At 69.6% G+C, this 24,510-nt stretch carries 22 protein-coding genes; 14 read left to right on the plus strand and 8 right to left on the minus strand.

What is annotated here, in order from left to right:
* Nucleotides 1–113 precede the first annotated feature (113 nt).
* Genes IF64_RS25575 through IF64_RS0118940 form a run of 3 tightly spaced genes read left to right on the plus strand, consistent with a single transcriptional unit; the run spans nt 114 to nt 3,122 of the window.
* The gene (locus IF64_RS25575) at nt 114–1,274 is read left to right on the plus strand and encodes a quaternary amine ABC transporter ATP-binding protein (protein ID WP_342779916.1); all 1,161 of its coding nucleotides are present in this window, start codon (nt 114–116) and stop codon (nt 1,272–1,274) included.
* Entirely contained in the window at nt 1,267–2,157 is an 891-nt protein-coding gene (locus tag IF64_RS0118935) for an ABC transporter permease (protein ID WP_030533484.1), read from the plus strand. The genes IF64_RS25575 and IF64_RS0118935 overlap by 8 nt, the downstream gene beginning before the upstream one ends.
* Nucleotides 2,158–2,192: 35 nt before the next feature.
* Nucleotides 2,193–3,122, plus strand: a complete 930-nt coding sequence (locus IF64_RS0118940; protein ID WP_030533485.1) for a glycine betaine ABC transporter substrate-binding protein — start codon at nt 2,193–2,195, stop codon at nt 3,120–3,122.
* Nucleotides 3,123–3,147: 25 nt separating this feature from the next.
* On the opposite strand, the gene IF64_RS0118945 is transcribed toward IF64_RS0118940, so the two are convergent.
* Nucleotides 3,148–3,579, minus strand: coding sequence for a VOC family protein (locus tag IF64_RS0118945; protein WP_030533486.1), 432 nt, complete (start codon nt 3,577–3,579; stop codon nt 3,148–3,150).
* An 83-nt stretch (nt 3,580–3,662) separates the two neighbouring features.
* On the opposite strand from IF64_RS0118945, the gene IF64_RS0118950 reads away from it, so the two are divergent.
* Nucleotides 3,663–4,352 (plus strand): GntR family transcriptional regulator, encoded by a 690-nt coding sequence (locus tag IF64_RS0118950; RefSeq protein ID WP_030533487.1) that lies wholly within the window; start codon nt 3,663–3,665, stop codon nt 4,350–4,352.
* 29 nt (nt 4,353–4,381) lie between these two features.
* Here the strand turns inward: IF64_RS0118950 and IF64_RS0118955 are convergent, their stop codons facing one another.
* Both IF64_RS0118955 and IF64_RS0118960 read right to left on the minus strand, forming a co-directional pair.
* Nucleotides 4,382–5,797: a glycoside hydrolase family 28 protein gene (locus IF64_RS0118955; RefSeq protein ID WP_036877198.1), complete on the minus strand. Its 1,416-nt coding sequence runs from the start codon at nt 5,795–5,797 to the stop codon at nt 4,382–4,384.
* A 64-nt stretch (nt 5,798–5,861) separates the two neighbouring features.
* Nucleotides 5,862–7,310, minus strand: coding sequence for a glycoside hydrolase family 28 protein (locus tag IF64_RS0118960; protein WP_084705964.1), 1,449 nt, complete (start codon nt 7,308–7,310; stop codon nt 5,862–5,864).
* 408 nt (nt 7,311–7,718) lie between these two features.
* Here IF64_RS0118960 and IF64_RS0118965 point away from each other — a divergent pair, with 408 nt between their 5' ends.
* The 6 genes from IF64_RS0118965 (at nt 7,719) to IF64_RS0118990 (ending at nt 13,944) form a co-directional block, all read left to right on the plus strand.
* Entirely contained in the window at nt 7,719–8,723 is a 1,005-nt protein-coding gene (locus IF64_RS0118965) for a LacI family DNA-binding transcriptional regulator (protein ID WP_030533490.1), read from the plus strand.
* A 188-nt stretch (nt 8,724–8,911) separates the two neighbouring features.
* Entirely contained in the window at nt 8,912–9,574 is a 663-nt protein-coding gene (locus IF64_RS26690) for a TRAP transporter small permease (protein ID WP_084705965.1), read from the plus strand.
* The gene (locus tag IF64_RS0118975; protein ID WP_030533492.1) at nt 9,571–10,866 is read left to right on the plus strand and encodes a TRAP transporter large permease; all 1,296 of its coding nucleotides are present in this window, start codon (nt 9,571–9,573) and stop codon (nt 10,864–10,866) included. The genes IF64_RS26690 and IF64_RS0118975 overlap by 4 nt, the downstream gene beginning before the upstream one ends.
* Nucleotides 10,867–10,895: 29 nt before the next feature.
* Entirely contained in the window at nt 10,896–11,903 is a 1,008-nt protein-coding gene (locus IF64_RS0118980; RefSeq protein ID WP_030533493.1) for a TRAP transporter substrate-binding protein, read from the plus strand.
* Nucleotides 11,904–11,995: 92 nt separating this feature from the next.
* On the plus strand, nt 11,996–12,874 hold the full coding sequence (locus IF64_RS0118985) for an NAD-dependent epimerase/dehydratase family protein (RefSeq protein ID WP_030533494.1): 879 nt from the start codon (nt 11,996–11,998) through the stop codon (nt 12,872–12,874).
* Nucleotides 12,871–13,944, plus strand: coding sequence for a mandelate racemase/muconate lactonizing enzyme family protein (locus IF64_RS0118990; RefSeq protein ID WP_030533495.1), 1,074 nt, complete (start codon nt 12,871–12,873; stop codon nt 13,942–13,944). Before IF64_RS0118985 ends, IF64_RS0118990 begins: the two co-directional genes overlap by 4 nt.
* Nucleotides 13,945–14,005: 61 nt before the next feature.
* Here the strand turns inward: IF64_RS0118990 and IF64_RS0118995 are convergent, their stop codons facing one another.
* The 4 genes from IF64_RS0118995 to kdgD form a co-directional block, all read right to left on the minus strand.
* Nucleotides 14,006–15,547: a GntP family permease gene (locus tag IF64_RS0118995; RefSeq protein WP_051757990.1), complete on the minus strand. Its 1,542-nt coding sequence runs from the start codon at nt 15,545–15,547 to the stop codon at nt 14,006–14,008.
* Between the two features lie 74 nt (nt 15,548–15,621).
* The gene (gene gudD / locus IF64_RS0119000) at nt 15,622–16,968 is read right to left on the minus strand and encodes a glucarate dehydratase (protein ID WP_030533497.1); all 1,347 of its coding nucleotides are present in this window, start codon (nt 16,966–16,968) and stop codon (nt 15,622–15,624) included.
* Between the two features lie 86 nt (nt 16,969–17,054).
* On the minus strand, nt 17,055–18,635 hold the full coding sequence (locus IF64_RS0119005) for an aldehyde dehydrogenase (NADP(+)) (RefSeq protein WP_030533498.1): 1,581 nt from the start codon (nt 18,633–18,635) through the stop codon (nt 17,055–17,057).
* The gene (gene kdgD / locus IF64_RS0119010; RefSeq protein WP_030533499.1) at nt 18,632–19,558 is read right to left on the minus strand and encodes a 5-dehydro-4-deoxyglucarate dehydratase; all 927 of its coding nucleotides are present in this window, start codon (nt 19,556–19,558) and stop codon (nt 18,632–18,634) included. Before kdgD ends, IF64_RS0119005 begins: the two co-directional genes overlap by 4 nt.
* Nucleotides 19,559–19,661: 103 nt before the next feature.
* Here kdgD and IF64_RS0119015 point away from each other — a divergent pair, with 103 nt between their 5' ends.
* The 3 genes from IF64_RS0119015 (at nt 19,662) to IF64_RS0119025 (ending at nt 23,736) form a co-directional block, all read left to right on the plus strand.
* Nucleotides 19,662–20,555: a LysR substrate-binding domain-containing protein gene (locus IF64_RS0119015; RefSeq protein WP_030533500.1), complete on the plus strand. Its 894-nt coding sequence runs from the start codon at nt 19,662–19,664 to the stop codon at nt 20,553–20,555.
* Between the two features lie 407 nt (nt 20,556–20,962).
* Nucleotides 20,963–21,985 carry a P-loop NTPase family protein gene (locus IF64_RS0119020; protein ID WP_051757991.1) on the plus strand — a complete coding sequence of 341 codons (1,023 nt, stop codon included), beginning with the start codon at nt 20,963–20,965 and terminating at the stop codon, nt 21,983–21,985.
* Between the two features lie 110 nt (nt 21,986–22,095).
* Nucleotides 22,096–23,736: an ABC transporter transmembrane domain-containing protein gene (locus tag IF64_RS0119025; protein WP_051757992.1), complete on the plus strand. Its 1,641-nt coding sequence runs from the start codon at nt 22,096–22,098 to the stop codon at nt 23,734–23,736.
* Here the strand turns inward: IF64_RS0119025 and IF64_RS28065 are convergent.
* Entirely contained in the window at nt 23,714–23,848 is a 135-nt protein-coding gene (locus tag IF64_RS28065) for a hypothetical protein (protein WP_281292239.1), read from the minus strand. The two genes, IF64_RS0119025 and IF64_RS28065, sit on opposite strands and share 23 nt — an antisense overlap.
* Before the next feature lie 294 nt (nt 23,849–24,142).
* Here IF64_RS28065 and IF64_RS0119035 point away from each other — a divergent pair, with 294 nt between their 5' ends.
* Nucleotides 24,143–24,508, plus strand: coding sequence for a hypothetical protein (locus tag IF64_RS0119035; protein ID WP_145600381.1), 366 nt, complete (start codon nt 24,143–24,145; stop codon nt 24,506–24,508).
* Nucleotides 24,509–24,510: the final 2 nt, after the last annotated feature.

A 24,510-nucleotide genomic window follows, 5' to 3' on the forward strand; every position in this document is an offset into this window, starting at 1 on the left:
GGAGAGGTGGAGACCGTGTCCGCGATTCGAGTGGAAAGTCTCTACAAGGTATTCGGCCACCGCGCACCCGAGGTGGTGCGATCACTCCTGTCCGGTGCGCCTCGGATATCGACGTGCCCGGGACCACCGCTGCGGTCGTGGACGTGTCCTTCGAGGTCGACGCGGGCGAGATCTTCGTCGTGATGGGACTGTCGGGATCGGGCAAGTCCACGCTGCTGCGCATGCTCAACGGGATCCTTCCCGCCTCGTCGGGCAAGGTCTACGTCGACGACGTCGAGATCACGTCCATGACGGCCCGCGAGATCCGCGACCTGCGCAAGCGCCGGATGAGCATGGTCTTCCAGCACTTCGCGCTGTTTCCACATCGGACCGTGGAACAGAACGCCGCCTACGGGCTGCAGATCCAGGGTGAGCCGAGGCAGGTGCGGCTCGAGCGGGCGCGACGTGCGCTGGACATGGTCGGGCTCTCCGGCTGGGAGGACCGGCTGCCCGAACAGCTCTCCGGTGGCATGCAGCAGCGGGTCGGCCTGGCCAGAGCGCTCGCGGCCGATACCGACGTGCTGCTGATGGACGAGGCGTTCAGCGCGCTCGATCCGCTCATTCGCAGGGAGATGCAGGACCAGTTGCTGGGACTGCAACGCCAGCTGGGCAAGACGATCGTGTTCATCACGCACGACCTCAACGAGGCGATGCGCCTGGGCGACCGGATCGCGGTGATGCGCCGGGGCCGCATCGTGCAACTCGGTACGGCGGAGGCCATTCTCACCGACCCCGCCGACGAGTACGTCGCCCAGTTCGTGCGGGACGTCGACCGGGCGCGGGTGCTCACGGCGCGGTCCGTGATGGACAAACAGCTGCACGCCGTGCGGTCCGGTGCGTCCGCGACCGACGTCGTACGGGCGATGCACGACCATCACGTCTCCGCGGTCGTCCTCGTCGACGAGGCGGGACGTCCGGTCGGCGCCGTGGGGGAGCGGGCCGCCGAGGACGCGGTGCGCAACGGGCGGTCCGGCAGGCCCGTGGACGCCCGGCCGGTGGCGCGGGTGAGGGAAACGGCCACGGTCAACGAACTGTTCACCTCGGTGTCGGGACCGCTCCCATTGGCGGTCGTCGACGCCGACGGCGTGCTGGTGGGCGTGGTGCACCAGTCGTCCCTGTTGTCCGCGCTCGGCGACGTCGACCAGGCCGCGGCCACCGCGGAGACGTCGGCGGCCACCGCCGAGCCGGCCGGGGACGCCGTGGCGGGGTGGGAATCGGAGGACGACCATGCGTGAGCAGCCTGCCGTGACGCAGTGGGAAGTACCGAGGATTCCGCTCGGCGAGTGGTTCTCGGAGCTGGTCTCGTGGCTCAAGGACAACCTCGGCGACGTGTTCGACGCCGTCTCGGAGGGCCTGGATACCGCGGTGACGGCACTGGCCGACCTGCTCACGTGGGCCCCGACCTGGGTGATGATCCTGCTGTTCGCCGCGGGCGCACTGTGGTTGCGCGGCTGGAAGTTCGGCCTCGCCGCACTGATCGGATTCGCGGTCCTCGACGGGCTCGACTCGTTCGCCAGTGCCATGCAGACGCTCTCGCTCGTCGTCCTGGCCGGTGCCGTGGCGGTGGTCGTCGCGGTGCCGCTCGGGGTGCTCGCGGCACGCAGCGACGGAGCCAGTCGCGTGGTCAAACCCGTGATGGACTTCCTGCAGACCGTTCCGCAGTTCATCTACCTGATCCCGGCGGTCATCTTCTTCGGCATCGGGGTCGGTCCCGGTGTGGTGGCGACGGTGATGTTCGCGCTCGCGCCCGGTGTTCGCCTGACCGAACTGGGGATCCGCCAGGTCGACAAGGAGATGGTCGAGGCGGGGGAGGCGTTCGGCTCGTCGCCGGCACGCATCCTCACCGGCATCCAGATCCCGCTGGCCATGCCCTCGATCATGGCCGGGGTCAACCAGATCATCATGCTGTCGCTGTCGATGGTCGTCATCGCAGGCATGGTCGGCACCCCGGGACTGGGCGCCGACGTGTTCGAGGCGACCACGCGGCTCCAGCTCGGCGCCGGTTTCGAGTACGGCGTGAGCGTGGTGATCCTCGCCATCTACCTCGACCGCATCACCGCATCGTTGTCCGCGAAATCCGCGGTCAGCCGCGCGCGCAGGCTCGCGGGCGTGGCCTGAGAACCGGCGCGCGCGAACGGACGAAGGAGGACGGTATGCGCATCGGAAGGAATCGCGTGCTGGCCGCCGTGTTCGCGGGCCTGCTCGTGGCGGTCACGGCAGCCTGCGGTGGCGGAGGAGACGGGCAGGGCGGAGGCGGTGGCAGTGATGGCGGTGACCTCACCATCGGATACATCGCCTGGGACGAGAACATCGCGCTCGCCAACCTGTTCAAGGCCGAACTGGACCAGCGTGGTTTCAACGTGGAGCTGCGGCAGCTCGACGTCGCGCCGACGTGGCAGGCGGTCGCGCAGGGCGAGATCGACCTGTTCCAGGACGCGTGGCTGCCCACGACGCACTCCGACTACTGGGAGCAGTACCGGAGTCAGGTCGAGGATCTCGGCGTCTGGTACGACCAGGCGACGCTGAACATCGCCGTGCCGTCGTACGTGCGCGACGTCAACTCGATCGCCGATCTGAAACAGCACGCCGACCAGTTCGGCGGCACGATCACGGGCATCGAACCCGGCGCGGGGGAGACCCGGCTCGTGGAAACGCAGATGATGCCCGACTACGGCCTCGAGGGCAGCATGACGCTGCAGAAGTCGTCGACGACGGCGATGCTGTCGGCCCTCGACTCCGCGATCCAGAACCGCGAACCGATCGTCGTGACGCTATGGCATCCGCACTGGGCGTACTCGCGCTACGACCTGAAGGACCTCGAGGACCCGAAGGGGTCCATGGGAGAGGCCGAGAAGCTGCACATGATCGGCCGCGAGGGATTCGGCGAGGACTACCCCGAACTGACCGAGGTCATCAAGAACTTCCGCATGGACGACAAGCAGCTCGGTGACCTCGAGGACGCGATCCAGCAAGCCGGTGCCGGCCAGGAGCTGCAGGCAGCCCAGCAGTGGGCCCGGCAGAACAAGGCCGCCATGGACGAGGCGTTCGGCAGTCTGTCGCAGGGCGGTTCGTCCGGCTACTGAGCGGCGGGCCGGGTTCGGGCCTTCGTCAGACGGCGAACACCTGGTCGTCGTCGGCGAAGGCCTTGAACTCGAGCGCGTTGCCGGCCGGGTCGCGCAGGAACATCGTCCACTGCTCACCCGGTTCACCCTCGAACCGGACGTAGGGCTCGATGACGAACGTCGCGCCCGCGGCGCGGAGCCGGTCGGCGAGGGTGTGGAAGGCCGGGATCGTCAGGATCAGCCCAAAGTGGGGGACGGGTACGTCGTGCCCGTCGACCGGGTTGTGGATGCCCTCCGAGCGGCCGGGGGCGAGGTGCGTGACGAACTGGTGGCCCTGGAGGTTCCAGTCGATCCACGACTCGGAGCTGCGGCCCTGTTCCAGGCCCAGCACCTCGCCGTAGAACCGGCGCGCGGCGTCGAGGTCGTCGACCGGCATCGCGAGGTGGAACCGGGGGATCGGCGAGTCGAGCACGGCCATGGGAGCGCCTCCTGAATCCTCGTGGACCGCATTCCTCAGCGAGTCCTTGTCCGAATGTTAACATTGAGACAAGAGGAGGTGGCATGGCCGAGCGATCGATCACACCCGCCCGTCGCCGCGGGCTCGCCGACGAGGTGGCCGACGCGGTGCGGGAGGCGATCTTCGACGGCACCTATCCGCCCGGGGCACAGCTGCGCGAGGTCGAGCTGGCGCGCGGACTCGACGTCAGCAGGGGGCCGATCCGGGAGGCGCTGCTGCGCCTGGAACGCGAAGGTCTGGTGCGGACGGCGTGGCATCGCGGCGCTTTCGTCGTCGAACTGTCCACGGCCGACATCGCCGAGCTCGACAGCCTGCGTGGCGCGCTCGAGGAACTCGCGGTCCGGCAGGTCGTCGACCACGCCGACGAGGAGGATCTCGACGCGATCGAGTCCGCCGCCGAGGAGCTCGCCCGTGCCCGGGACCCGCACGCCATGGTCCGCGCCGACATCGCCTTCCACGACGCGGTGTACGCCGCAGCGCGACACCACAGGCTGCAGGAAGCCTGGGGAGCGATCCGCTCCCAGGTGCACGTCTTCCTCCTGACCCGCATCGGTCTCGACGCGGACGTCGAGCACCTCCCGGGGGAACACCGTGAGCTGGCCGACGCGCTGCGGGCCCGCGACGCGGGACGGGCGGCCCGGCTGTTCGCCGATCATCGCGCGCACGCCCGTGCCGTGCTCGCAGGCGGTGACGCCGCCGAGTCCCGTTCGGATCCCGATCGGCAGTCCGAATAGGACTCGGCGGCGTACCGGCGCCCTTCGGCTCAGCGCCAGTCGAGTTCGCCGTCGATACGTTCCCCTGCGATCAGCACGTTGTCGAACGTCAGATCCTCGACGTTCTCGAGCACCATGGGGGTCTCCGACTCGGCGACCTCCACGTTGCGCAGCGTGACGTCCCGCAACGGCACGGCGTCCGGCCCGTGGATCTCCAGCGTGGTGTCCGCACTGTCGACCGTGACGTCCTCGAACACGAGGTCCCGATACACCGGCGGGAAGTTTCCGCCGAGTTCGCCGGGATAGTCCAACTGGAACCAGATCAGGTTCTCGAACTCCTCGACCTCGAAATCCCGCACCCGGATGTGTTCCACCGTTCCTCCGCGATCGAGGTTGCCCTTGAACCGCACCGCCGAGGCACCCGAGCGCAGCGTGTTGTCGTCGAAGAAGACGTAGCGGATGTCGCCGGACATCTCGCTGCCCAGGGCGATTCCGTCCTCTCCGCCCATGTCGTTGCCGCGGACGACGACGCGTTCGCTGGGCCTGCCGATGTCCCTGCCGTCCTTGTCCCGGCCGGACTTCACGACCACGGCGTCGTCACCCGTGCGGAACGTGTTGTTCTCCACCAGCACGTTCGTGCTCGAGTCGACGTCGACGCCGTCGTTGTTGGCGTTGTGGCTGTCGACGGTCAGGTTCCGCACCGTGGCGTCGTCGGTGTAGACGAGGTGGTTGATCCAGAACGGCGAGTTGGTGACCGTGTAGTCGCTCAACAGCACCCGCTCGGCGCCGAAGAACTGGATCATGCTCGGCCGCAGGAAGTGGCCCTCCCCGAAGCGGCGCTTGTCGAGCGGTTTGCCGTCGAAACCCATGCGCCGGAGCTTCTGCATGTCCGCGTCCTGTTTGTCGTACCAGGACAGGAACTCGCTCGCCTCGTTGCCGTCGATCACGCCGGTTCCGGTGATCGAGACGTCGTGCACGTCCTTGGCATAGATGAGCGGCGAGTAGCCGTACATCTCGGTGCCCTCCCAGCGCGTGTGCACCACGGGCAGGTAGTCGGCGGGATCGGAGCCGAACAGCAGGCGCGATCCCTCGGCGACATGCAGGTCGATCCTGCTCTCGAGATGGATCGGGCCCTCGCTGAGCCAGGTCCCCTCGGGAAGGACCACCCGGCCGCCGCCCGCCTCGTGGGCGGCTCGGACGGTGGCCATGATCGCGTCGTGGTCGTCGGTGGTTCCGTCACCGACCGCGCCGAAGTCGGTGACCCGGAACTCGCGGTCGGGAATCGCCGGCTCCTCGACCGTGTCGACGATCCGGTCGGCCATCTTCCACAGCGGGTCCGCACCCGCCTGCGCCTGACCGGCCGGTTCCGGGGCCGCGACAGCGCCCGAACCGGCGCCGACCCCGGCGCACAGCAGCCCGACCAGGGCCGCGATGAGTGTCTTCTTGCTTCGTGACCGTCGTGTCATGCGTTCTCCTCCGCAGTGAGTCGAAGCAGTGAGTCCAAAAGGATGAGTCGAGGTGGTGATCGGGTCAGCTCAGGGGGCCTGCGTCGATGACCTCGTCGTAGTGGCGGTCGTTGATGTCGACGTTGTCGAGATGGAGGTTCCGGACGTGTTCCAGTTCCATCGGCGTCTCCACGTCGGAGAAGGTCGAGTCGCGAACGGTCACGTCGCTGATCGGGGAGCGTTCGTAGCCCCGCAGGTAGAGCCCGAACGAACCGCCCGTGCTGTGGACGTTCTCGATCTGGACGTCGCGGACCGTCGGGGTGTGTTCGCCGGCGTCGCCCTCCTCGTACTGAAAGTTGATGCGGATGACCTCGCCGCCGACCTGGGGGATCCGGTTGTTGCGGAAGTAGACCTGTTCCACCGTGCCGCCGCGGACGGAGTTCGTCTTGATGCGCAGTGCGCGGTCGAGGTGCTCGCTGTCCATGACGTTGTCCTCGGCGAAGACGTTGTAGACGTCGCCGGACATCTCGCTGCCGATGGTCACGCCGCCGTGTCCGTCGGCCATGGTGTTGTCGTGGATGACGATGTTCTCGCTGGGCACGCCGATCCGCCGGCCGTCCTCGTTACGTCCCGATTTGATGGCGATGCAGTCGTCACCGTTGTCGAAATGCGAATTCTTGATCACGACGTTCTTGCTCGACTCCGGGTCCACGCCGTCGCTGTTCGGACCGTCGGGACTGTCCAGGGTCACCCCGTCGATCGTGACGTTCTCCGACAGCACGGGGTGGATCATCCACATCGGAGAGTTCGTCAGCGTCACGTCCTTCACGAGGATGTTCTCGCTGTCGTAGAACTGCACGAAGTTCGGGCGCAGCTTGCTGTCTTCCAGCCTGCGCTGTTCGACCGGGACACCGTCCTCGCCCCATTGGAAGAGCCGGTCGCGGTGCTCGGTCTCGATGACCCCACCGTTTCCGTCGGGCTGTTCCTTCCACGGCCACCAGTGCTCGTCGTCGGCCTGCCCGTCGAGCGTCCCGCCGCCGGTGATGGCGACGTCGCGCACCCCGTCGGCGTAGACGAAGGGGGAGTAGTTGTACAGCTCGACGCCTTCCCAGCGGGTTTTGACCGCGGGCAGGTAATCGGCGGGGTCTTGGCTGAATCGGACGGTGGCGCCGTCACTGACGTGGAGTTCGATGTTGCTTTCGAGGTGGATGGCGCCGGTGTGGAATTCGCCGGGCGGGATGACGACCTTGCCGCCGCCTTTGGCGGAGGCGGCGTCGATGGCTTCGGCGATGGCATCGGTGCTGTCCTGCTCGCCGGTGGGGTCGGCGCCGTAGTCGGTGATGTCGAACGGGCGCTGGGGGATGGTGGGTGGCTTGACCTCGTTACGGATCTGGTCGGCCAGCTCCCAGCCGTGCGGCTCGGAGGGGGCCTGCCCGGATGGCGGGGCCGCGGCGGCGGGTGGCGTGAAGACGGACATCGCGAGCGCCGCGCCGAGCACGGCGGTCAGGGCGCGGGTGGCGGCTGCTGAGCGCATGGATTCTCCTCGGGTACTCGACGGTGAGCACGCTCGCTCCCGCGCCGACGTCGGACGGGAGCCGGGCCTCGGCCAGGGCGGCACCGCGCACGCGACACGGTGTCACCAACGGCTGGAAACCGGTTTCTGATGGAACAGGAGGCGGGGTGGCGTGTCAATGGATCGGAGTGAATGGACGAAACCGACATCGCGTGGCCGGGTGGACGCAGGCCGCGTGGACGTCGTCGTTCCGGGTCGAGGTGGGCAGGTCGTTTCCGCACGTCGGAAACGCGAGTCACCGCGGCGGCGGCCGTCTGACGTGGGATAAGATGGCGGCTGTCGACCGTGCCGGGGTGAAACCGTTTTCTCCTCATCGGCGGACGTCGACGTGGAGCTGACCTCGGATGTCGACGAGTGAGGGGCGGTCAGATGGGTGCGGGCGAACGCTCGCAGTCGGTCACGATCCGTGACGTCGCGCGTGCCGCGCAGGTCTCGCCTGCGACCGTGTCCAGGGTGATGAACCGGAGGAGCACGGTCGACGTCGAGCTGGCCAGGCGGGTGCAACAGGCCGCGGCCTCCCTCGGTTACCACCCCAGTGTCGTCGCGCAGGGGCTGGCGCGCGGGCGCACCGAGCTGGTCTCGATCCTGGTTCCGGACCTCGGCAACCCGATGTTCCAGTCGGTGCTGCGGGGTATCAGCAGGGCCGCCGGTGTCGAGGGGTACCGCGTTCTGGTCACCGACAGCCACGAGATGCCGCTCGAGGAGCCGGTGCTGGCGCACGAGACCCGGTTGCGCACCGATGGTCTCGTGCTGTGCTCGCCGCGTTCGCACGACCAGGAGTTGCTGGAGCTGGCGGGCAAGCTCGAACCCTTCGTCCTGGTCAACCGCAGGATCGAGGGACTGATGGCCCCGACGGTGTCGGTGGACTACGCCGCGGGAATCCGCGCCCTCGCCGCCCATCTGGCCGGCCTGGGCCACCGGCGCGTCGCGTACCTGTCCGGTCCGATGGCCAGCGTGTCCAATCAGGAGCGACTGGACACCCTCCACGAGTCGGCACAGGGCAGGTTCGAGGTGAACGTCCTGGAATGCGGCTCGATGCACGAGGACGGCTACGAGGCCGCGGACCGGGCGCTGGCCACGGGCGCCACGGCGATCATCGGGTACAACGACCTGGTCGCACTCGGCGCGCTCGGCAAGTTCCACGCCATCGGGGTGTCGGTGCCCGAGCAGATCAGCGTCGTCGGATTCGACGACATCGCCTTCGCCCGGTACGCCTCGCCCATGCTCACGACGGTGGCCGTCCCCCAGGAATCCCTCGGCGAGGAGGCGTGGCAACGGCTGTCGGCCGTGCTGCGCGGGGAGGAACCGCCGGCCGACGTGTGCTTCACCCCGCGGCTCGAGGTCCGGCAGAGTACGGCGCGGGCTCCCCGGTAGACGCGGTAGACACCGGCGTCCGTAGCGGGGACCGCGCAGGCTGAGCGGGCCGGTGCGGCTTCCGTGTCGCGTTCGAATCGGTCCCGGATTCGCTCTTGACAGCCGGGCGCCCGTGGCTAGGGTAAGAAACCGGTTTCTCGCACGGGTTCCGTGCGTGCTCCATCAAAGTCGATCGGAGTCTCTCGTCCATGTCTCAGTCCCCACCGAGGTCGTCGGGGCCGAACCGGGCCTTACGCCTGGGTATCGGCGTCGTCGACCGGACGACCGACGCGCTGACCTTCATCGCTCTCGTCGTGATGGTGCTCGTGATCAGCTGGCAGGTCTTCGCCCGTTTCTTCCTCGGCTTCACGCCCGGGTGGGCGTCCGAGGTCGCGCTGTTGCTGCTGTGCTGGCTGGCGCTGCTGGCCACCGCCAAGGGAGTGCGCGAACGCAGCCACATCGCGGTCGGCCTCGTCGTCGACCGCATGCCCACGCGCCTGCGCTCGGCCGTCGCACGCCTGGCGCCGCTGCTGATGGCCGTGTTCGGCGGTTACCTGCTGGTCAAGGGCGGTGAGTTCACGTACCTGATGACCGGCTCGACGCTGCCGGGTACGGGGTTGCCCACCGCCGTGCAGTACGGGGCGTTGCCGGTCGCCGGCGCGCTGATCCTCGTCTACAGCGTCCTGCAGCTGTTCGGAATGCTCCCCGCCGAAGCACCGGAGCCGCAGGGCGAGGAGTCGCCCGACACGCACCGGGCCGACACGCCGGACGCACCGGCCGCCACCGGCGACGGTGCAGGTGACGAGGCCGGCCCCACCGGCCGCCGGTCCACATCGGACGACGACGGTTCCCAGGAGGGTGATCACCGATGATCGACCCGATCACCGTGCTCCTGCTCTTCGGCGGGTTCGCCGTGCTCTTGTTGCTGCGGGTGCCGATCGCGCTGGCGCTCGTCGTGTCGTCGATCGCCGCCGCACTGTGGATCGCCGTCCCGTTGCCGATCGTCGGCATGAAGATGGTCCAGTCGCTGAACTCGTTCCCGTTGTTGGCGATCCCGTTCTTCATCCTCGCCGGTGAGGTCATGGCGAGTGGCGGGGTAGCCCGCAGGCTCATCGAGCTCGCCAACATCGTGGTCGGATGGCTGCGCGGCGGACTCGCCATGCTGAATGTCGTCTCCAGCACCTTCTTCGGTGGCATATCCGGCTCCGCGGTGGCCGACACGTCGTCGGTGGGCTCGGTGATGGTGCCGATGATGCGCAAACAGGGCTACCCGGATTCGTACTCGGTCGGGGTCACCGTCTCGAGCGCGACGCAGGGTGTGTTGATTCCGCCCAGCCACAACATGATCATCTACGCGCTGGCCGCAGGTGGGAGCGTCTCGCTCGGGGGCCTGTTCGTCGCCGGCATCGTTCCCGGTCTGTTGGTCGGGGTGCTACTGCTCGTGACGTGTTACGTGATGGCGCGCAAGCACCGGCATCCCACCGGGGAACGGGTTCCGGTCAAGGACGTGCCGAAGGTCGTCGCCCAGGGCTTCCTCGGGCTGCTCACCCCGGTGATCGTGATCGGCGGAATCCTGAGCGGCGTGTTCACCGCGACCGAGTCGGCCGCGATCGCGTGTCTGTGGGCTGTTTTCGTCACGTTCGGGGTGTATCGCGAGGTTCCGCTGCGCGCGTTCCTCGGCATGGTCCGACGTTCGATCAAGACGCTCGGCACCGTGCTGTTCCTGATCGCGGCCGCGGGTGCGTACGGGCACCTGCTGACGGTCATGCAGCTTCCGGCCGCGTTGAGTGACTGGCTGCTTGGACTGTCGGGCAACGCGATCGTGCTTCTGCTGTTGTGCAACGTGCTGTTGCTGGTGCTCGGTGCGGTCATGGACATGGCGCCGCTGATCCTGATCATGACGCCGATCCTGTTGCCGGTCGCCGAGTCGCTGGGCATGGACCCGATGCAGTTCGGCGTGATGCTCATGCTCAACCTGGCCATCGGCTTGATCACGCCTCCGGTCGGCAGCGTGCTGTTCGTCGGCGCGTCGATCGGCGGTATTCGTATCGAACAGGCCGTACGAGGAGTCCTGCCATTCTACGTGCCGATGCTCGGCGCCCTGCTGCTGGTGACGTTCGTGCCCGCAGTATCGATGGGCTTGCCGCAGCTGCTCGGCTTCTGACGCCGTGTCCGGTTCCGGAAAGGAGACATATGCGCAGCGCAGCGCTTCGTCGAACGATCGCGGCCGCCGCGGTGGCCGCCATGGGGTTCGGGCTGGCCGCGTGTGGCGGTGCCCAGGCCGAGGAGGAGTCGGGTGCCGTGCACTGGCGGCTGGCCGAGAGCCACGCCAGTGACTACCCGACGAGCAGGACTGATCAGTGGTTCGCCGACCAGGTACGCGAACGCACGGACGGACGGGTGCAGATCGACGTCTACACAGACGCGCAGCTGGGCGAGGAACGCGACGTCCTCGAACAGGTGCAGTTGGGCTCGGTCGAGGTGAACCGCGCGAACGCCAACCTGCTCGGCGAGTTCGTGCCCTCGTGGAAGGCCTTCGGCCTGCCCTACCTGTTCGACGACGAGGAACACATGTGGAACTTCCTCAACGGACCGGGCGGGAAGCAGAAGCTTGCCGAGCTCGGGCAGATGGGGGTCGAGGGGTTGGCCTACTACGACTCCGGCGCCCGATCCCTGTACACGAACGGAAAGCCGGTCGAGAAGCCGGAGGACCTCGCCGGGCGGAACATCCGGGTGCAGCCGGGGTCGGTCGCCGCGGAGATCGTCGAGGCCTTCGGCGGATCGGCGACCACGATGGACGGCGGCGAGATCTACAGCGGTATCGAGACCGGGGTCATCGACGGTGCCGAGAACAACATCCCCACCTACGCCTCGTCGGGTCACTACGAGGTGGCGGAGAACTTCACGGTGAACGAGCACCAGCGCGTTCCCGAGGTGCTCATGGTCTCCCACGACGCGATGGCGCAGCTGTCCGAACAGGACCGCGAGATCGTGCGTGACGTGGCCGAGAAGTCGACCGCGTTGGAGCGCAGGCTCTGGAAGGAGGAGGAAGAGAAGGGCCGCAAGGTGATCGAGGACGCAGGGGTCACGATCACCGAGGTCGACGAGCAGCCGTTCCGCGACGCCGTCGCGGGGCTCATGAAACGTTACTCGAGCGAGTACGGCGACTTCCTGAAGGCGGTCGACGCCGCGCGGAAGTGAGCGGCTCGGAACCGTCTGCGCGGCGTGCGTGCCGCTCGGGGCCGTGGCGGTGAACCGCCGCCGCGGTGGGAACCACAGTGTGAGGAGTAGAAATGCGGGTCCTCGTGACCGGAGGGTCGGGACGACTGGGACGCAGCGTCGTGGACGCGTTGGCCGCGGCCGGGGTCGAGGTCGTCTCGGTGGACACGGCGCCACAGCAGCGTGACGACGAGGTCGTGACGCTGCCTGCGGACCTGACCGATGCGGGGGAGTGCTACTCGACGGTGGCGCGGTTCCGGCCGGATGCGATCGTGCACCTGGCCGCGATCCCCGCCCCGGGCCTGGCCAGCGACGTGCGCACGTTCACCACGAACACCACGATGGCTTTCAACGTCTGCCAGTCCGCGGCCGACCTCGGGGTCGGGCACGTGATCGTGGCCAGCAGCCCGACGGTGATGGGCTACGGCAACCCCGCGGGCTGGCAGCCGTCCTACCTGCCCCTCGACGAGGCGCACCCCGTGGCGCCGTGGAACGCCTACACGATGTCCAAAGTGGCCACTGAGGACGTCGTGCACGGATTCGCGCTGCGTGGTGAGGGCACCTACCACGTGTTCCGCCCGTGTTTCGTGGTCGCACCCGAGGAGTGGCGCGGCGCCCCGAGTCAGGGCGGGCGCACGATCCGCGAGCGACTGGAGAACCGGAAGGCGGCCGCGGTGTCGCTGTTCAACTACGTCGATGCGCGCGACGCGGCCGAGTTCGTCCGGCTGCTGCTGGTCAAGCGCGACGAGGTGCCGAACGGGGAGACGTTCTTCGTGTCGGCCGACGACGCGCTGGCCGAGAAGCCGCTCAGCGAGCTGCTCCCGGAGTACACGCCGGTGTCGGCGGAGACGGCCGGTGTCCTGAAGGGGACCGCATCGGCGTTCGACACGAGCAGGGCCCGCAGGCTGCTCGGGTGGCAGCCGCGGTACGACTGGCGTTCGGAGCTGGTGTGAGCGGCGAGGCGACCGTCACCGAGCTGACGTGCGCGAGCAGGCGGCTCCCGCTGCCGGGCACGTGGGACGGCGGTGTCGACTTCCACGACGTCGTCGTGGCGCGCCTTCGTACCGACGACGGTGGTGAGGGGACCGGGTTCAGCTGGACGCCGCGTATCGGTGCGAGTGCCGTGCGCGCGGTGCTCGAGGACGAGTGCGCGGACGTGGTGCGGGGCATGGGCAGCCACCCGGTGCCGACATGGGAGGCCCTGTACGCCCGGCTGCACGAGGCGGGCCCCGGTGGCATCACCGCGATGGCGCTGGCCGCGGTCGACATCGGACTGTGGGACCTGCGGGCGCGGACCGCCGGCGTGAGCCTGGTCGACTTCCTCGGCAGGCGCAGGGACGTCGTCGGTGCGTACGCCAGCGGGGTGAACCTCGACTACGGTCTTGACGAACTGCGTGAGCAGGTGTCCCGATGGGTGGCCGCGGGACACCGCGCGGTGAAGATCAAGGTCGGCTCGGCCGAACTGGACCGCGACCTCGAACGGATCGCGGCGGTGCGGGAGCTCGTCGGGCCGGACGCGAAGCTGATGGTGGATGCGAACCAGCGCTGGGACGTGCCGACGGCGTCGCGGGCGATCAACGCCTTCGAACGGTTCGACCCGTACTGGATCGAGGAGCCGCTGCCCGCCGACGACATCGCAGGACACGTCCGGTTGCGCCGGACCACCCGCGTGCCGTTCGCGGTCGGCGAGAATCTGCGCACCGTGCGGCAGTTCCGCGACATGCTGGTCGCCGGGGTGTGCGACGTCGCCCAGCCGAACGTCGTCCGGGTCGGCGGCATCACGCCGTTCCTGCGGATCGCGGAGCTGGCGGCCGCGTTCGACGTGCCCGTGGCACCGCACCTGCTGCCGGAGATGTCCGCGCAGCTCGCGCTGTGCGTGCCCCAGGTGTCCATGGTCGAGGCGATCGACAGGGCGTCGCTGGCCGAACTCGGAGGGCTGGCCGAACCCTCCGGGGTGACCGTCGACGCCGACGGTGCCCGCGCGCACACGGCGCCGGGGCACGGGCTGGTCTTCGATGCCTGATCCGGCCGTGGTCCGGGTGGCCGGCGTCCTCGACGAACGCCGGTCACCCGGACGGTGGCCGTCAGGCGAGCGACAGCACGCCGCTGAGCACGGCGGCGATCGTGAACGCGATGCCGCCCATGAACGTCTCCATGAGCGTCCAGCTCTTGAGCGTCGTGCGGATGTCGATGTCCATGTAGCGGTTGAACAGCCAGAACCCCGAGTCGTTGACGTGGGACAGCACCGTGCCTCCCGCGGCGATCGCGATCACGACCAGGGCGATCTCCGGTTGCGACATGCCGGCCTGCTGGATGAGCGGGGCGACGATCGGGGCCGTGGTGACGATCGCGACCGTCTTCGATCCGAGCGCGACCCGCAGCGAGGTCGCGATGAGGAAGGCGAGCACGACCGCGGGCAGCGACGTACCGGACAGCGCGGCGGCCAGCGCGTCGCCTGCGCCGGTCGCCTCCAGCACCGCACCGAAGATGCCGCCGGCCCCGGTGACCAGCAGCACGAGGGCGATCGGGCCGAGGGATGCCGATGCGGCCTTCTCGAGCCGTTCCATGCTGAATCCGCCGCGAACGCCCAGCATCCAGAACGACAGGAGTGTCGCCACGGTCAACGCGACGACCGGTGCTCCGACGAACTCGAGCGTGCTGCGCAGTGCGCCTTCGGGGAAGACGATGCCCGCGAAGGTGTTGAGCATGATCAGCAGCACCGGCAGCAGGATCACCGTCACCGTGACCTTGAGCGACGGTGGCGCCTGCACGGCCGTGGTGACCCCGCCCGCTCCCGAACCGGCAGAATCCCGGGCATCGTGGGTCTTACCGCTGCCTCCGGTGTCTCTGCTGTTCCCGCTGTCTCCGCTGTCCTGATCGGACTGCCCGGAACGCTGCCTGGCCTCGCCGACGAGCTGTTCCGGGACAGGGATGTTCAGCCGGTCGCCGATGCGGGTACCGAACAGGTAGGCACCGAAGAACCACGCGGGCAGGCCGCAGACCAGACCCATGATGGCGATCCAGCCGAGGCTGGCTCCCAGCAGTCCGGCCGCCGCGACCGGTCCGGGGTGGGGCGGCAGCACGGCGTGCATGATCGCCAGACCGCCGACCGCAGGCAGCGCGACCGTGATGACCGAACGGCCCGAGCGCTGGGCGACCGCGTAGATGAGCGGCAGCATGATGATGAACCCGACGTCGAAGAACACCGGGACGCCGAAGATCAACGCCGTCAGCCCGACGGCCAGTGGGGCGCGGCGTTCGCCGAACGCGGCGAGCAGGCGGCTCGAAAGGACCCCGGCCGCGCCGGATTCCTGCATCACACGTCCGAGCATGGCGCCGAGCGCCACGATGGTGGCGATCTCGCCGAGCGTGTCGCCCATGCCTTCCTCGATGACGCCGGGCACCGCCGACGGTTCGAGGCCGGCACCGACGCCGACGACGACACTGACGACCACCAGCGCCACGAACGCGTGCAGCTTGACCTTGATGACGAGCAACAGCAGCAGCGCGATCCCGCCTGCGACGAGCAGCAACAGCGCCCACGACGGAAGGGACCACGCCAGGTCGGGTTTCTCCGCCGCCAACGGGACGACGGCAGGGGACGGTACGGGAGTGACAGGCAACATTGCCTCCTGAGGCCGGCGCGCGGTCGTCGCGCACCGTGTGCGGGGACGGGAGCGGGCCTGCGGCCCTCCGCGGATCAGTCGCGGTCGAGGGCGGGCCGTTTCGGGTCGAACGTCCACTCGGGAACGAGGTAGCGCATCGCGGTGGCGTCGTCCCGTGCGCCGAGGCCTTCGCGGCGGTACAGCTCGTGCGCGGCCTCGACCTGGTCGAGATCGAGGTCGACACCGAGTCCGGGCCGGTCCGGCACGGTGAGCTGTCCGCCGGCGATCCGGAGCGGCTCGCGCGTGAGGCGCTGGCCGTCCTGCCAGATCCAGTGCGTGTCGATCGCGGTGATCGGGCCCGGTGCGGCAGCCGCCACGTGCGTGAACATCGCCAGCGACACATCGAAGTGGTTGTTGGAGTGCGACCCCCACGTCAGTCCCCAGTCGGAACAGAACTGCGCGACGCGGACCGACCCGTTCATCGTCCAGAAATGCGGGTCGGCCAAGGGGATGTCGACGGCACCCGCGCGCACGGCGTGGCCGAGCTCGCGCCAGTCGGTGGCGATCATGTTGGTCGCGGTCGGCAGGCCCGTGGCACGCCGGAACTCCGCCATCGTCTCGCGGCCCGAGTAACCGGCCTCGCCGCCGCACGGGTCCTCGGCGTAGGCGAGCACGTCGCTCAAGGTGCGACCCAGTTCGATCGCCTCGCCGACCGGCCAGGCGCCGTTGGGGTCGAGCGTGACGCGGGCGTCGGGGAACCGCTCGGCGAGGGCCCGCACGGCCTCGGCCTCCTGCGGGCCGGGCAGCACACCGCCCTTCAACTTGAAGTCGCGGAATCCGTAGCGCTTCCTGGCCGCTTCGGCCAACCGCACGACGGCGTCCGGGGTGAGCGCCTCCTCATGGCGAAGCCGCAGCCAGTCGTCGGCGGTGTCGTCCTCGTCGGACGGCGTGCGGTAGGGCAGGTCGGTCCTCGTGCGGTCGCCGACGAAGAACAGGTAGCCGAGAACCGGAACCTCGCGGCGTTGCATGCCGTCGCCGAGCAGTTCGGCCACCGGGACGTCGAGCAACTGCCCGAGCAGGTCGAGCAGTGCCGACTCGACGGCGGTCACGGCGTGGACGGTGATGCGCAGATCGAAGGTCTGGTTCCCCCGTCCGCCCGCGTCGCGGTCGGCGAAGCGGTGGTGCATGTCCCGCAGCACCGACCGGAACCGCGCCACGGGGCGTCCGACGACGAGGTCGGCCGCGTCGTCGAGGGTACGGCGAATCGACTCACCGCCCGGCACCTCGCCGACCCCCGTACGGCCGTTGGAGTCGGTGAGGATCACGAGATTGCGCGTGAACAGCGGTGCGTGGGCGCCGCTCAGGTTGAGCAGCATGCTGTCGTGTCCGGCGACGGGGACCACGCGCATCCCGGTCACCACCGTACGTTCGGCTGATGTCATGTCTGTCCTCTTTGACTTGTTCCGGGGTCGAACAGACTGTGTGCCCGCCCCGCGGTGCGGAGCGGGCACACAGTGAACGGGTTTGGCTAGTGTCGTCCGAGCGCGCCGTCGACCCGGCGGAACAGGCCGTCCGGGTTGCCGTCCGCGATCGGGCTCGGCAGCAGTGAACTCGGGACGTCCTGGTAGGCCACGGGGCGGAGGAAGCGTTCCACGGCGCGCGTGCCGACCGAGGTCGTACGGGAGTCCGAGGTGGACGGGAACGGCCCGCCGTGCACCATCGCGTGCCCGACCTCGACGCCGGTCGGCCACCCGTTGAACAGCACCCGGCCCGCGACGAGCTCCAGCGTGCTCAACAGCGCGCCCGCCTCCCGCTCGTCGCCGGATCCGGTGTGGACGGTCGCGGTGAGCTGGCCCTCGAGTGCTTCGGCCACCGCGTGCACCTGCGCCATGTCCTTGCAGCGCACGACGATGCCGCTCGAGCCGAACACCTCGTGTTGCAGCGCCTCGTCGGCGACGAAACGGTCGGCGTCGGTGGCGAACAGCGCCGGACGGCAGGTGATGGGACGTTCGGTCGCGACGCCCTGCGCCAGTACCTCCACACCGTCCTGACCGGACAGTGCGGTCACGCCCTTGCCGTAGGCCTCGGCGATCCCGGGGGTGAGCATCGTCGCCGGTTCCGACGCGGCGACGGCCTTCGTCGCCGCGTCCACGAAACGCTGCAGGTCGGGGCCGTCGACAGCGATGACGATGCCCGGGTTGGTGCAGAACTGGCCCGCGCCGAGCGTCAGCGACCCGACGAAGGCGGTGCCGATCTCCTCGGCGCGGTCGGCGAGGGCGCCGGGGAGCAGGAAGACCGGGTTGGTGCTGCTCATCTCGGCGTACACCGGGATCGGACGCGGTCGCGCCTGCGCCGCGGCCACGAGGGCGAGCCCGCCCTGCCGCGACCCGGTGAACCCGACGGCGCGGATCCGGGGGTCGGTCACGAGTGCCGTGCCGAGGTCCGGGCCGTGTCCGAACAACAGTGAGAACGTGCCCGCGGGCAGGCCCGCCTGGGCGACGGCCTCGGCGATGGCGGCACCGACGAGTTCCGACGTGCCGGGGTGGGCGTCGTGTCCCTTGACGACGACGGGGCAGCCCGCGGCGAGTGCGGACGCCGTGTCGCCGCCCGCGACCGAGAACGCCAGCGGGAAGTTGCTCGCGCCGAAGACCGCGACCGGGCCCAGCGGCACGTCGCGCTGCCGGATGTCGGCCCGTGGCGGGGTGCGGTCGGGCTGTGCCGGGTCGATACGCGGAATCTCGAGGCTGCCGTCGCGCAGCAACGTGGCGAACATGCGCAGTTGGCCCGTCGTGCGGCCGCGTTCCCCGGTCAACCGGGCCACAGGCAGCCCGGATTCGGCGTGTGCGCGGGCGACCACCTCGTCACCGATCGCCTCGATGTTGTCGGCGATGCGCTCGAGGAAGGCGGCCCGCGTGCTCGTGGGCAGTGCGCGGTACGTGCCGAAGGCCTCCCACGCGGCGGCACACGCGCGGTCGACGTCGTCGTGGGTGCCGTAGGCGAAGGCGGGCTCGAGCTCGTCGCCCGTGCTCGGGTCGACGGCGCGGATCGTGGCTCCGGTGCCGGCGATCCGCTCGCCTGCGATGATCATGCGTCCGGTCGGCGCGGTCATGCGGACTCCTTGGGAATGCGGGAGATCAGCTCGTCCAGGTTCTTGAGTTCGTCGTCGGCCAGGTCCGTCAGGGGTGGCCGCACCGGGCCCGCGGGGCGGCCGATGGCCTTCATACCCGCCTTGACGATGCTGACCGCGTAACCCGCCTTGCGGTTACGGATGTCGCAGTAGGGCAGGACGAACTCGGAGAGGTAACGGTCGACCGTCGCACGGTCGTGGGCACGGACGGCCGTGTAGAAGCGCTGTGCGAACTCGGGCACGAAGTTGTACATCGCCGACGAGTAGGTAGTGACGCCCAGTTCGAGGTACGGCAGCGCGAACGTCTCGGCCGTGGGAAGGCCGCCGACGTAGGTCAGCCGGTCGCCGAGGCGCGTGTGGATGCGGGTCATCCGTTCGATGTCGCCGACGCCGTCCTTGAATCCGATCAGGTTCGGGCAGGAGTCGGCGAGCCGGGCCACGGTCTCGTCGGTGTAGACGGCGTTGGCGCGGCTGTAGATGATCACGCCGAGCGACGTGGCCGCGCATACGGCCTTGACGTGCTCGACCAATCCGTCCTGGGACGCCTCGGTGAGATACGGCGGCAGGAGGAGCAGGCCGTCCGCGCCGGCTTCCTCGGCGCGGCGGGCCAGGTCGACGGCCGTGGCCGTGCCGTAGCCGGCGGGTGCGATGACCGGCAGGCCGTCGGGGGTCTCGGCCACCGCCGCCGTGACGACGGCCGACACCTCGTCCGGGGTGAGCGAGAAGAACTCGCCCGTGCCGCCCGCGGCGAACAGTCCCGCGGCGCCGAACCCGCTGAGCCAGGCGATGTTCTCGCGGTAGGCCGACTCGTCGAAGCTCAGGTCGTCGCGGAAATGGGTCACCGGGAACGACAGCAGGCCGCCGGCGAGCTGCTCGGCTGCTTCCCGGGGCGTGAACTGGGACATCGCGTGCTTCCTCCAGGTGTGGTTTCCCTGCCTAAGACGCTAAGCTCACGATCAATGCACGTCCAACTCCATTTCGGCATCTTCTGATACAGGAAAAGCATCGATGTTCACGATCCACCAGCTCCGGGGCTTCGTCGCCGTCGCCGAGGAAGGGCACTTCGGGCGCGCGGCGCACCGGCTCACCATGACCCAGCCCCCGCTGAGCAGGCAGATCCAGCAACTGGAGAAGGAACTGCGGGTGAGCCTCATCGACCGCAGCGGCAGGAATGTGCGGTTGACCCCGGCGGGCAGGGCGTTCCTGCGCGATGCGCGCAGGCTCCTCCACGACGCCGAGAACGCCACCCAGTCGGTGCGGAGGGTGACCGAGGGCAGGGCCGGTCTGCTCAGCCTCGGCTTCACGGCCACCTCGGGCTACGGCGTGCTGGGCACGGTGCTGCGCACCGCGGCCGAACGCCTGCCGCACGTCGAGATCGTGCTGAGCGAGCTCGTCACGCGCGACCAGCTCGACCGGATCAGCGCGGGCACGCTCGACGCCGGTCTCGTGCGCCCGCCGACGCCGCCCGCGGTGGAATCGCGGCCGCTGCGCAGTGAATCGCTGGTGGCCGCGCTGCCGGCAGGGCATCCACTCGCCGAGGAGCGGGAGGTGGCGCTGTCGGCGTTCCACGGAGCCGACGTCGTGGGGTACTCGCCGCTGGAGGCGCGGTACTTCTACGACCTCGTGGTGGGCGTTTTCGGTGCCGCCGACGTGCGGCCGAGCTACGTCCAGCACGCGCACCAGGTGCACACGGTGCTGGCGCTCGTGGAGGCGGGCCTGGGCATCGCGCTCGTACCCGAGACGGCCGCGCGGTTGCGTTTCGAGGGAGTGGTCTTCCGGCCCGTGCCGACGCCTGTCGCCGAGCCGGTCGAACTGCACGTGGCCTGGCGCGGCGACAACGACAACCCTGCGCTGCGTACGTTCCTGGACCTCCTGCTCACCGGCGACGGCCACACCGAGTGAGCGTCGTGGACGCACCCCGAAATCAGCGACCCGGAATCAGGACCCGGAATCGGTGAATTGGAATTGCTGCCCGGAGGACCAAGGAATTGCTGTCGCGGAATCGGTGAACCGGGACGAACGGCCCGAACACGGTCATCGGGTATCAATTCCGCCGTTTCCCGGAGTATGCCTCGTCGTCACGTTTCCGTCGCGTGGATGAGGGCTTCTTCATCGTGTCTCCATGGGTCGCTCATGCCTCGTCCTTAGTGTCGTTTCCGTTGACAGCGCGTCAGGTCGCGCCATCCGGACGAAAAGAGAAGGGCACCATGAGCGTCTCGGCAGAGCAGAGGGACACGGTCGACGAGAATGCGACGCACGTGGCCGTCGCGCCGCCAGGAACCCCCCTTTCTGCGGCCCGGCTCCATCGGGTGAAAAAGGCTTACACGACCCGGTCGGTCGCCGCGCGGATCGACGCCGATCCGTCCGGCTATGCACTGCTGGACGGCCCCGAGGTCGTGCCGCATCCCGGTGACGTCGTACTCGCCCGGATCGAGCGGCTCGGCAACCACACGCGCCTGGAGAGCCCGGTGAGCAGGCGGCAGACGTTGTTCGTCGGCGACGAGGTGCTCGTGGCCTACGGCCATCGGTACGCACCGGATCAGTTCGAGGCCGAGGTGCCCGCCGACCTCGGGCCGGCGCACCTGGTCGCGGCCGGTGGCGTGGCGGCACTGGCCACGGCGAAACACGCCCGGATCGCCGATGCGACGGCCCTCCGGCCGCTGGGTCTGCTCACCGACGACCACGGCATCGTCACCCTCGAACGGTTCGCCACCCACCGGCTGTCCGTGGCCGCGGACACCGCGCGGCAGAGCAGGCGTCCGACGGTGGTCGCCGTGCTCGGCACGTCGATGAACTCGGGCAAGTCGACGACGGTCTCCTCGCTCATCCGGGGCGCGACGAGGTCGGGATTGACGGTGGCGGCGGGCAAGGTCACCGGCACCGGTGCGGGCGGCGATCCGCACGGTTTCGCCGACGCGGGCGCGTCGGCCGTACTCGACTTCACCGACTTCGGTTTTCCGTCGACGTTCCGGCTCGAGCACGCGCAGGTGCGCGGTCTGCTCACCGCGCTGGTCCGGGAACTGTCCACTCCGGACGTCGATGTCGTGGTCCTCGAGGTCGCCGACGGGCTGTACCAGGACGAGACGTCGCGCCTCGTGTCCGATTCCGTCTTCCGGGAGGTCGTCGACCGTGTGGTGTTCGCGGCGGACGGTGCGGCGGGCGCGGTCGGTGGTGCCGAGGTGCTGACGAGGGCTGGGGTGCCCGTCACGGCGGTGAGCGGCGTTCTGACGTCCGCACCGCTGGCGATGCGTGAGGCGCAGTCGCTGCTGTCGGTTCCCGTGATCGAGACCGCGGCGCTGACCGAACCCGATGTGGTGCGGGCGGTCCTGTGACCGGCCCGCACGGAGCCGGCCCGCCCAATCCCGGTCGGCCCGATCCCGGTCCGCTCGCTCCTGGTCCGCCCAACCCTGGTCCGGCAGCCACTGATCCCGCACTGCCCCGGTTGCTGACCGCGGGCCGGTCGAAGACGTTCGCGTTGCTGGTGGCGGCCGGACTGACGCAAGCGGTGCTCGCCGGCGCGACAGCGGTCTGCATGCCACGACTGCTGGAGTCCGGCGGACGCGAGCGGTGGACGTGGCTCGCCGCGCTCGTGGCCGCGGCGCTCGGGATGGGGGCCGTGCGCGTCGCGGAGTGGGTGCTGGCGGAGAAACTCGGCCAGGACTACGTGCATCGGATCCGCCTTCGGTTGCTGAGCGCCGCGGTGGCCGAGGGGCGCGGTCCGTCGGTGGGCACGACGATCGCGCGGGCCACCAACGACCTGACCGCCGTGCGCAACTGGATCGCCTGGGGCGTCGCACCACTGGCGAGCGGGATCCCGTTGGTGGCGGGCGTTCTGGTCGTGCTCGCGGTCCTGCATCCGGCGTTGACGCTGGCCGTCGCCGTGCCGCTGGCCGTGCTCGGAGGCGTGCTCGCCGCGCTCTCCCGGATCGCCTACGCCCGGGCCCGCACGGTGCGGAAGGCGCGGGGCCGGCTCGCCTCGCAGGTCGCCGACACCGTGGCGGCCGGATCGGCGATCCGCGCCGGTGGGGGCGTACCTCGGGAGATGGACCGGTTACGCAGGCTCAGTGGCCGCGTGCGCGCGACCGCCGTGCGGCGAGCCAGGGTCGCGGGATACCTGCGTGGCACCGCCGTGGCCGCCGCCGCGGTGGCCACCCTCGGGGTCGTCGTCGTGGGAGCCGGGCTCGGACTGGCCCATGCACTCGTCGCCACGACGATCACGGTGGTCGGGGTGCTGGCGACGCCGATCCACGACCTCGGACGCGTCGTGGAGTATCGGCAGTCCTACCTGGCGGCGCGGCGGGTTCTGGCGCCCGCGCTCGCCCGCGAGACGGAACCGCCACGCCCGGCGACCGACACTTCCGGGTCCGGCGAGATCCGCGCCCCGGCCGAGGTCCACGTGCACGACCTGGCCGTCGACGGCGTGCGGTTGCCCGGCCTGGTCGCGGCACCCGGGGCGCGCGTGGTGCTCGGCGGTCCGTGCCGCGACCGGACCGACGCCGTCCTGGCGCTGTTGGCGGGAACCGGGACCCACGCCCGTGGATGGGTGCGCGTCGCGGGCCACGACCTCGGTGGTCAGCGTCCGCGCGTGCGGCGGTGTTCGGTCGGCTATGCGGCTCGAGGTCTGGCACTCGAACGCGGCACGATCGGCCGCGCCGTGCGGTATCGCCGTCCCGAATCGGACCTGCCCTGCGGCGGCGCCCTCGACGCGGTCGGGCTGGGTGAGCGGGTGCGGGCGCTGCCCGACGGTGAACGGACCGTGCTGCGCCGCGGCGGGGAACCGTTGACGCCGCCGGAACGCGCGCGGTTGCAGTTGGCGCGCGCACTGTACGGACAGCCGCCGCTGGTGGTGCTCGACCACATCGAGGACGAGCTCGGGGCGGGCGGTGCGGCACTGCTGCGGACCCTGCTCGCCGACTACCCCGGAGTGGTCGTGCTGGCCACCGATGTCCCGGAACTCGTGGTCGACCGGTTCGACGTATGGCAGCTGGACGCGGTCGAGGACGGGCCCGGTCGCGTCGTGGCGGCGGGGTACTCCCGGCCCGCCTCCGCCGGTGGGGCCGTCAGCCGGGAAGGGGCTCCATGAACGACCACAGGCCTCCCCCTCGGTCGTGGGTCGCGGGCGACACGAGCCCGTGTTCGGGCGCCTCGCGGTGCATCCAGATCACCCCGTCACCGGCGTCGACCTCACCGTGCACGACGACACCTTCACGCTAGGACTTTCCGTCACGTCAGGAGCAACCGTCGACGTGCCGCATCGACGTCCCGGCGGAGGTATCGGGCAGAGGCATCGGGTGGAGCCGATCCTGAGCTGGTGTTCGTAACGTCCGGCGGGGTCGCAACGACGGTCAGTACGAACCGCGCCGATCAGGTTGCGGTGCCGCGTCGCGGTGGTAGCCGCCGGCGCGGAAGTGGTTTTTCGGTGACTCGACGGTGTGGGGCTGACCGCTGTGCGCAAGCTGGACGAGGCGAGGACGAACGGAGCACGAGTGATGGGGCGGGTGGCGACCCGGGCGCTGGACATCGGACGGAAGGTCCGCAGCCGCAAGGAGAAGACGGCCGCGGAGTCGGCCGCGCCGCGATTCCGGCTGGAGAACGTCAGCGGTCTGGTGTACCGCCTCGTCAACGCCGGTCCGGTCACGGCCAGTGACATCGTGATCGAGCCGGGCGAGGCCACCGGTCTGCGACTCGGCAGGCACCTGCCCACGGCCGACAAACCGGTCACCCTCGGCCCCGACGAGGACCACCGGCTGATCCTCGCCATCGCGCCCTCGAACGGATCCACCCGGCCCACGCTGCGGATCCACTGCTCCGAACTCGACGAACCGTGCACCGTGCGCGTTACGCCGCCCGCCTGAGG

The organism is Prauserella rugosa (assembly GCF_000719975.1).
Classification (GTDB): Bacteria; Actinomycetota; Actinomycetes; order Mycobacteriales; family Pseudonocardiaceae; genus Prauserella; species Prauserella rugosa.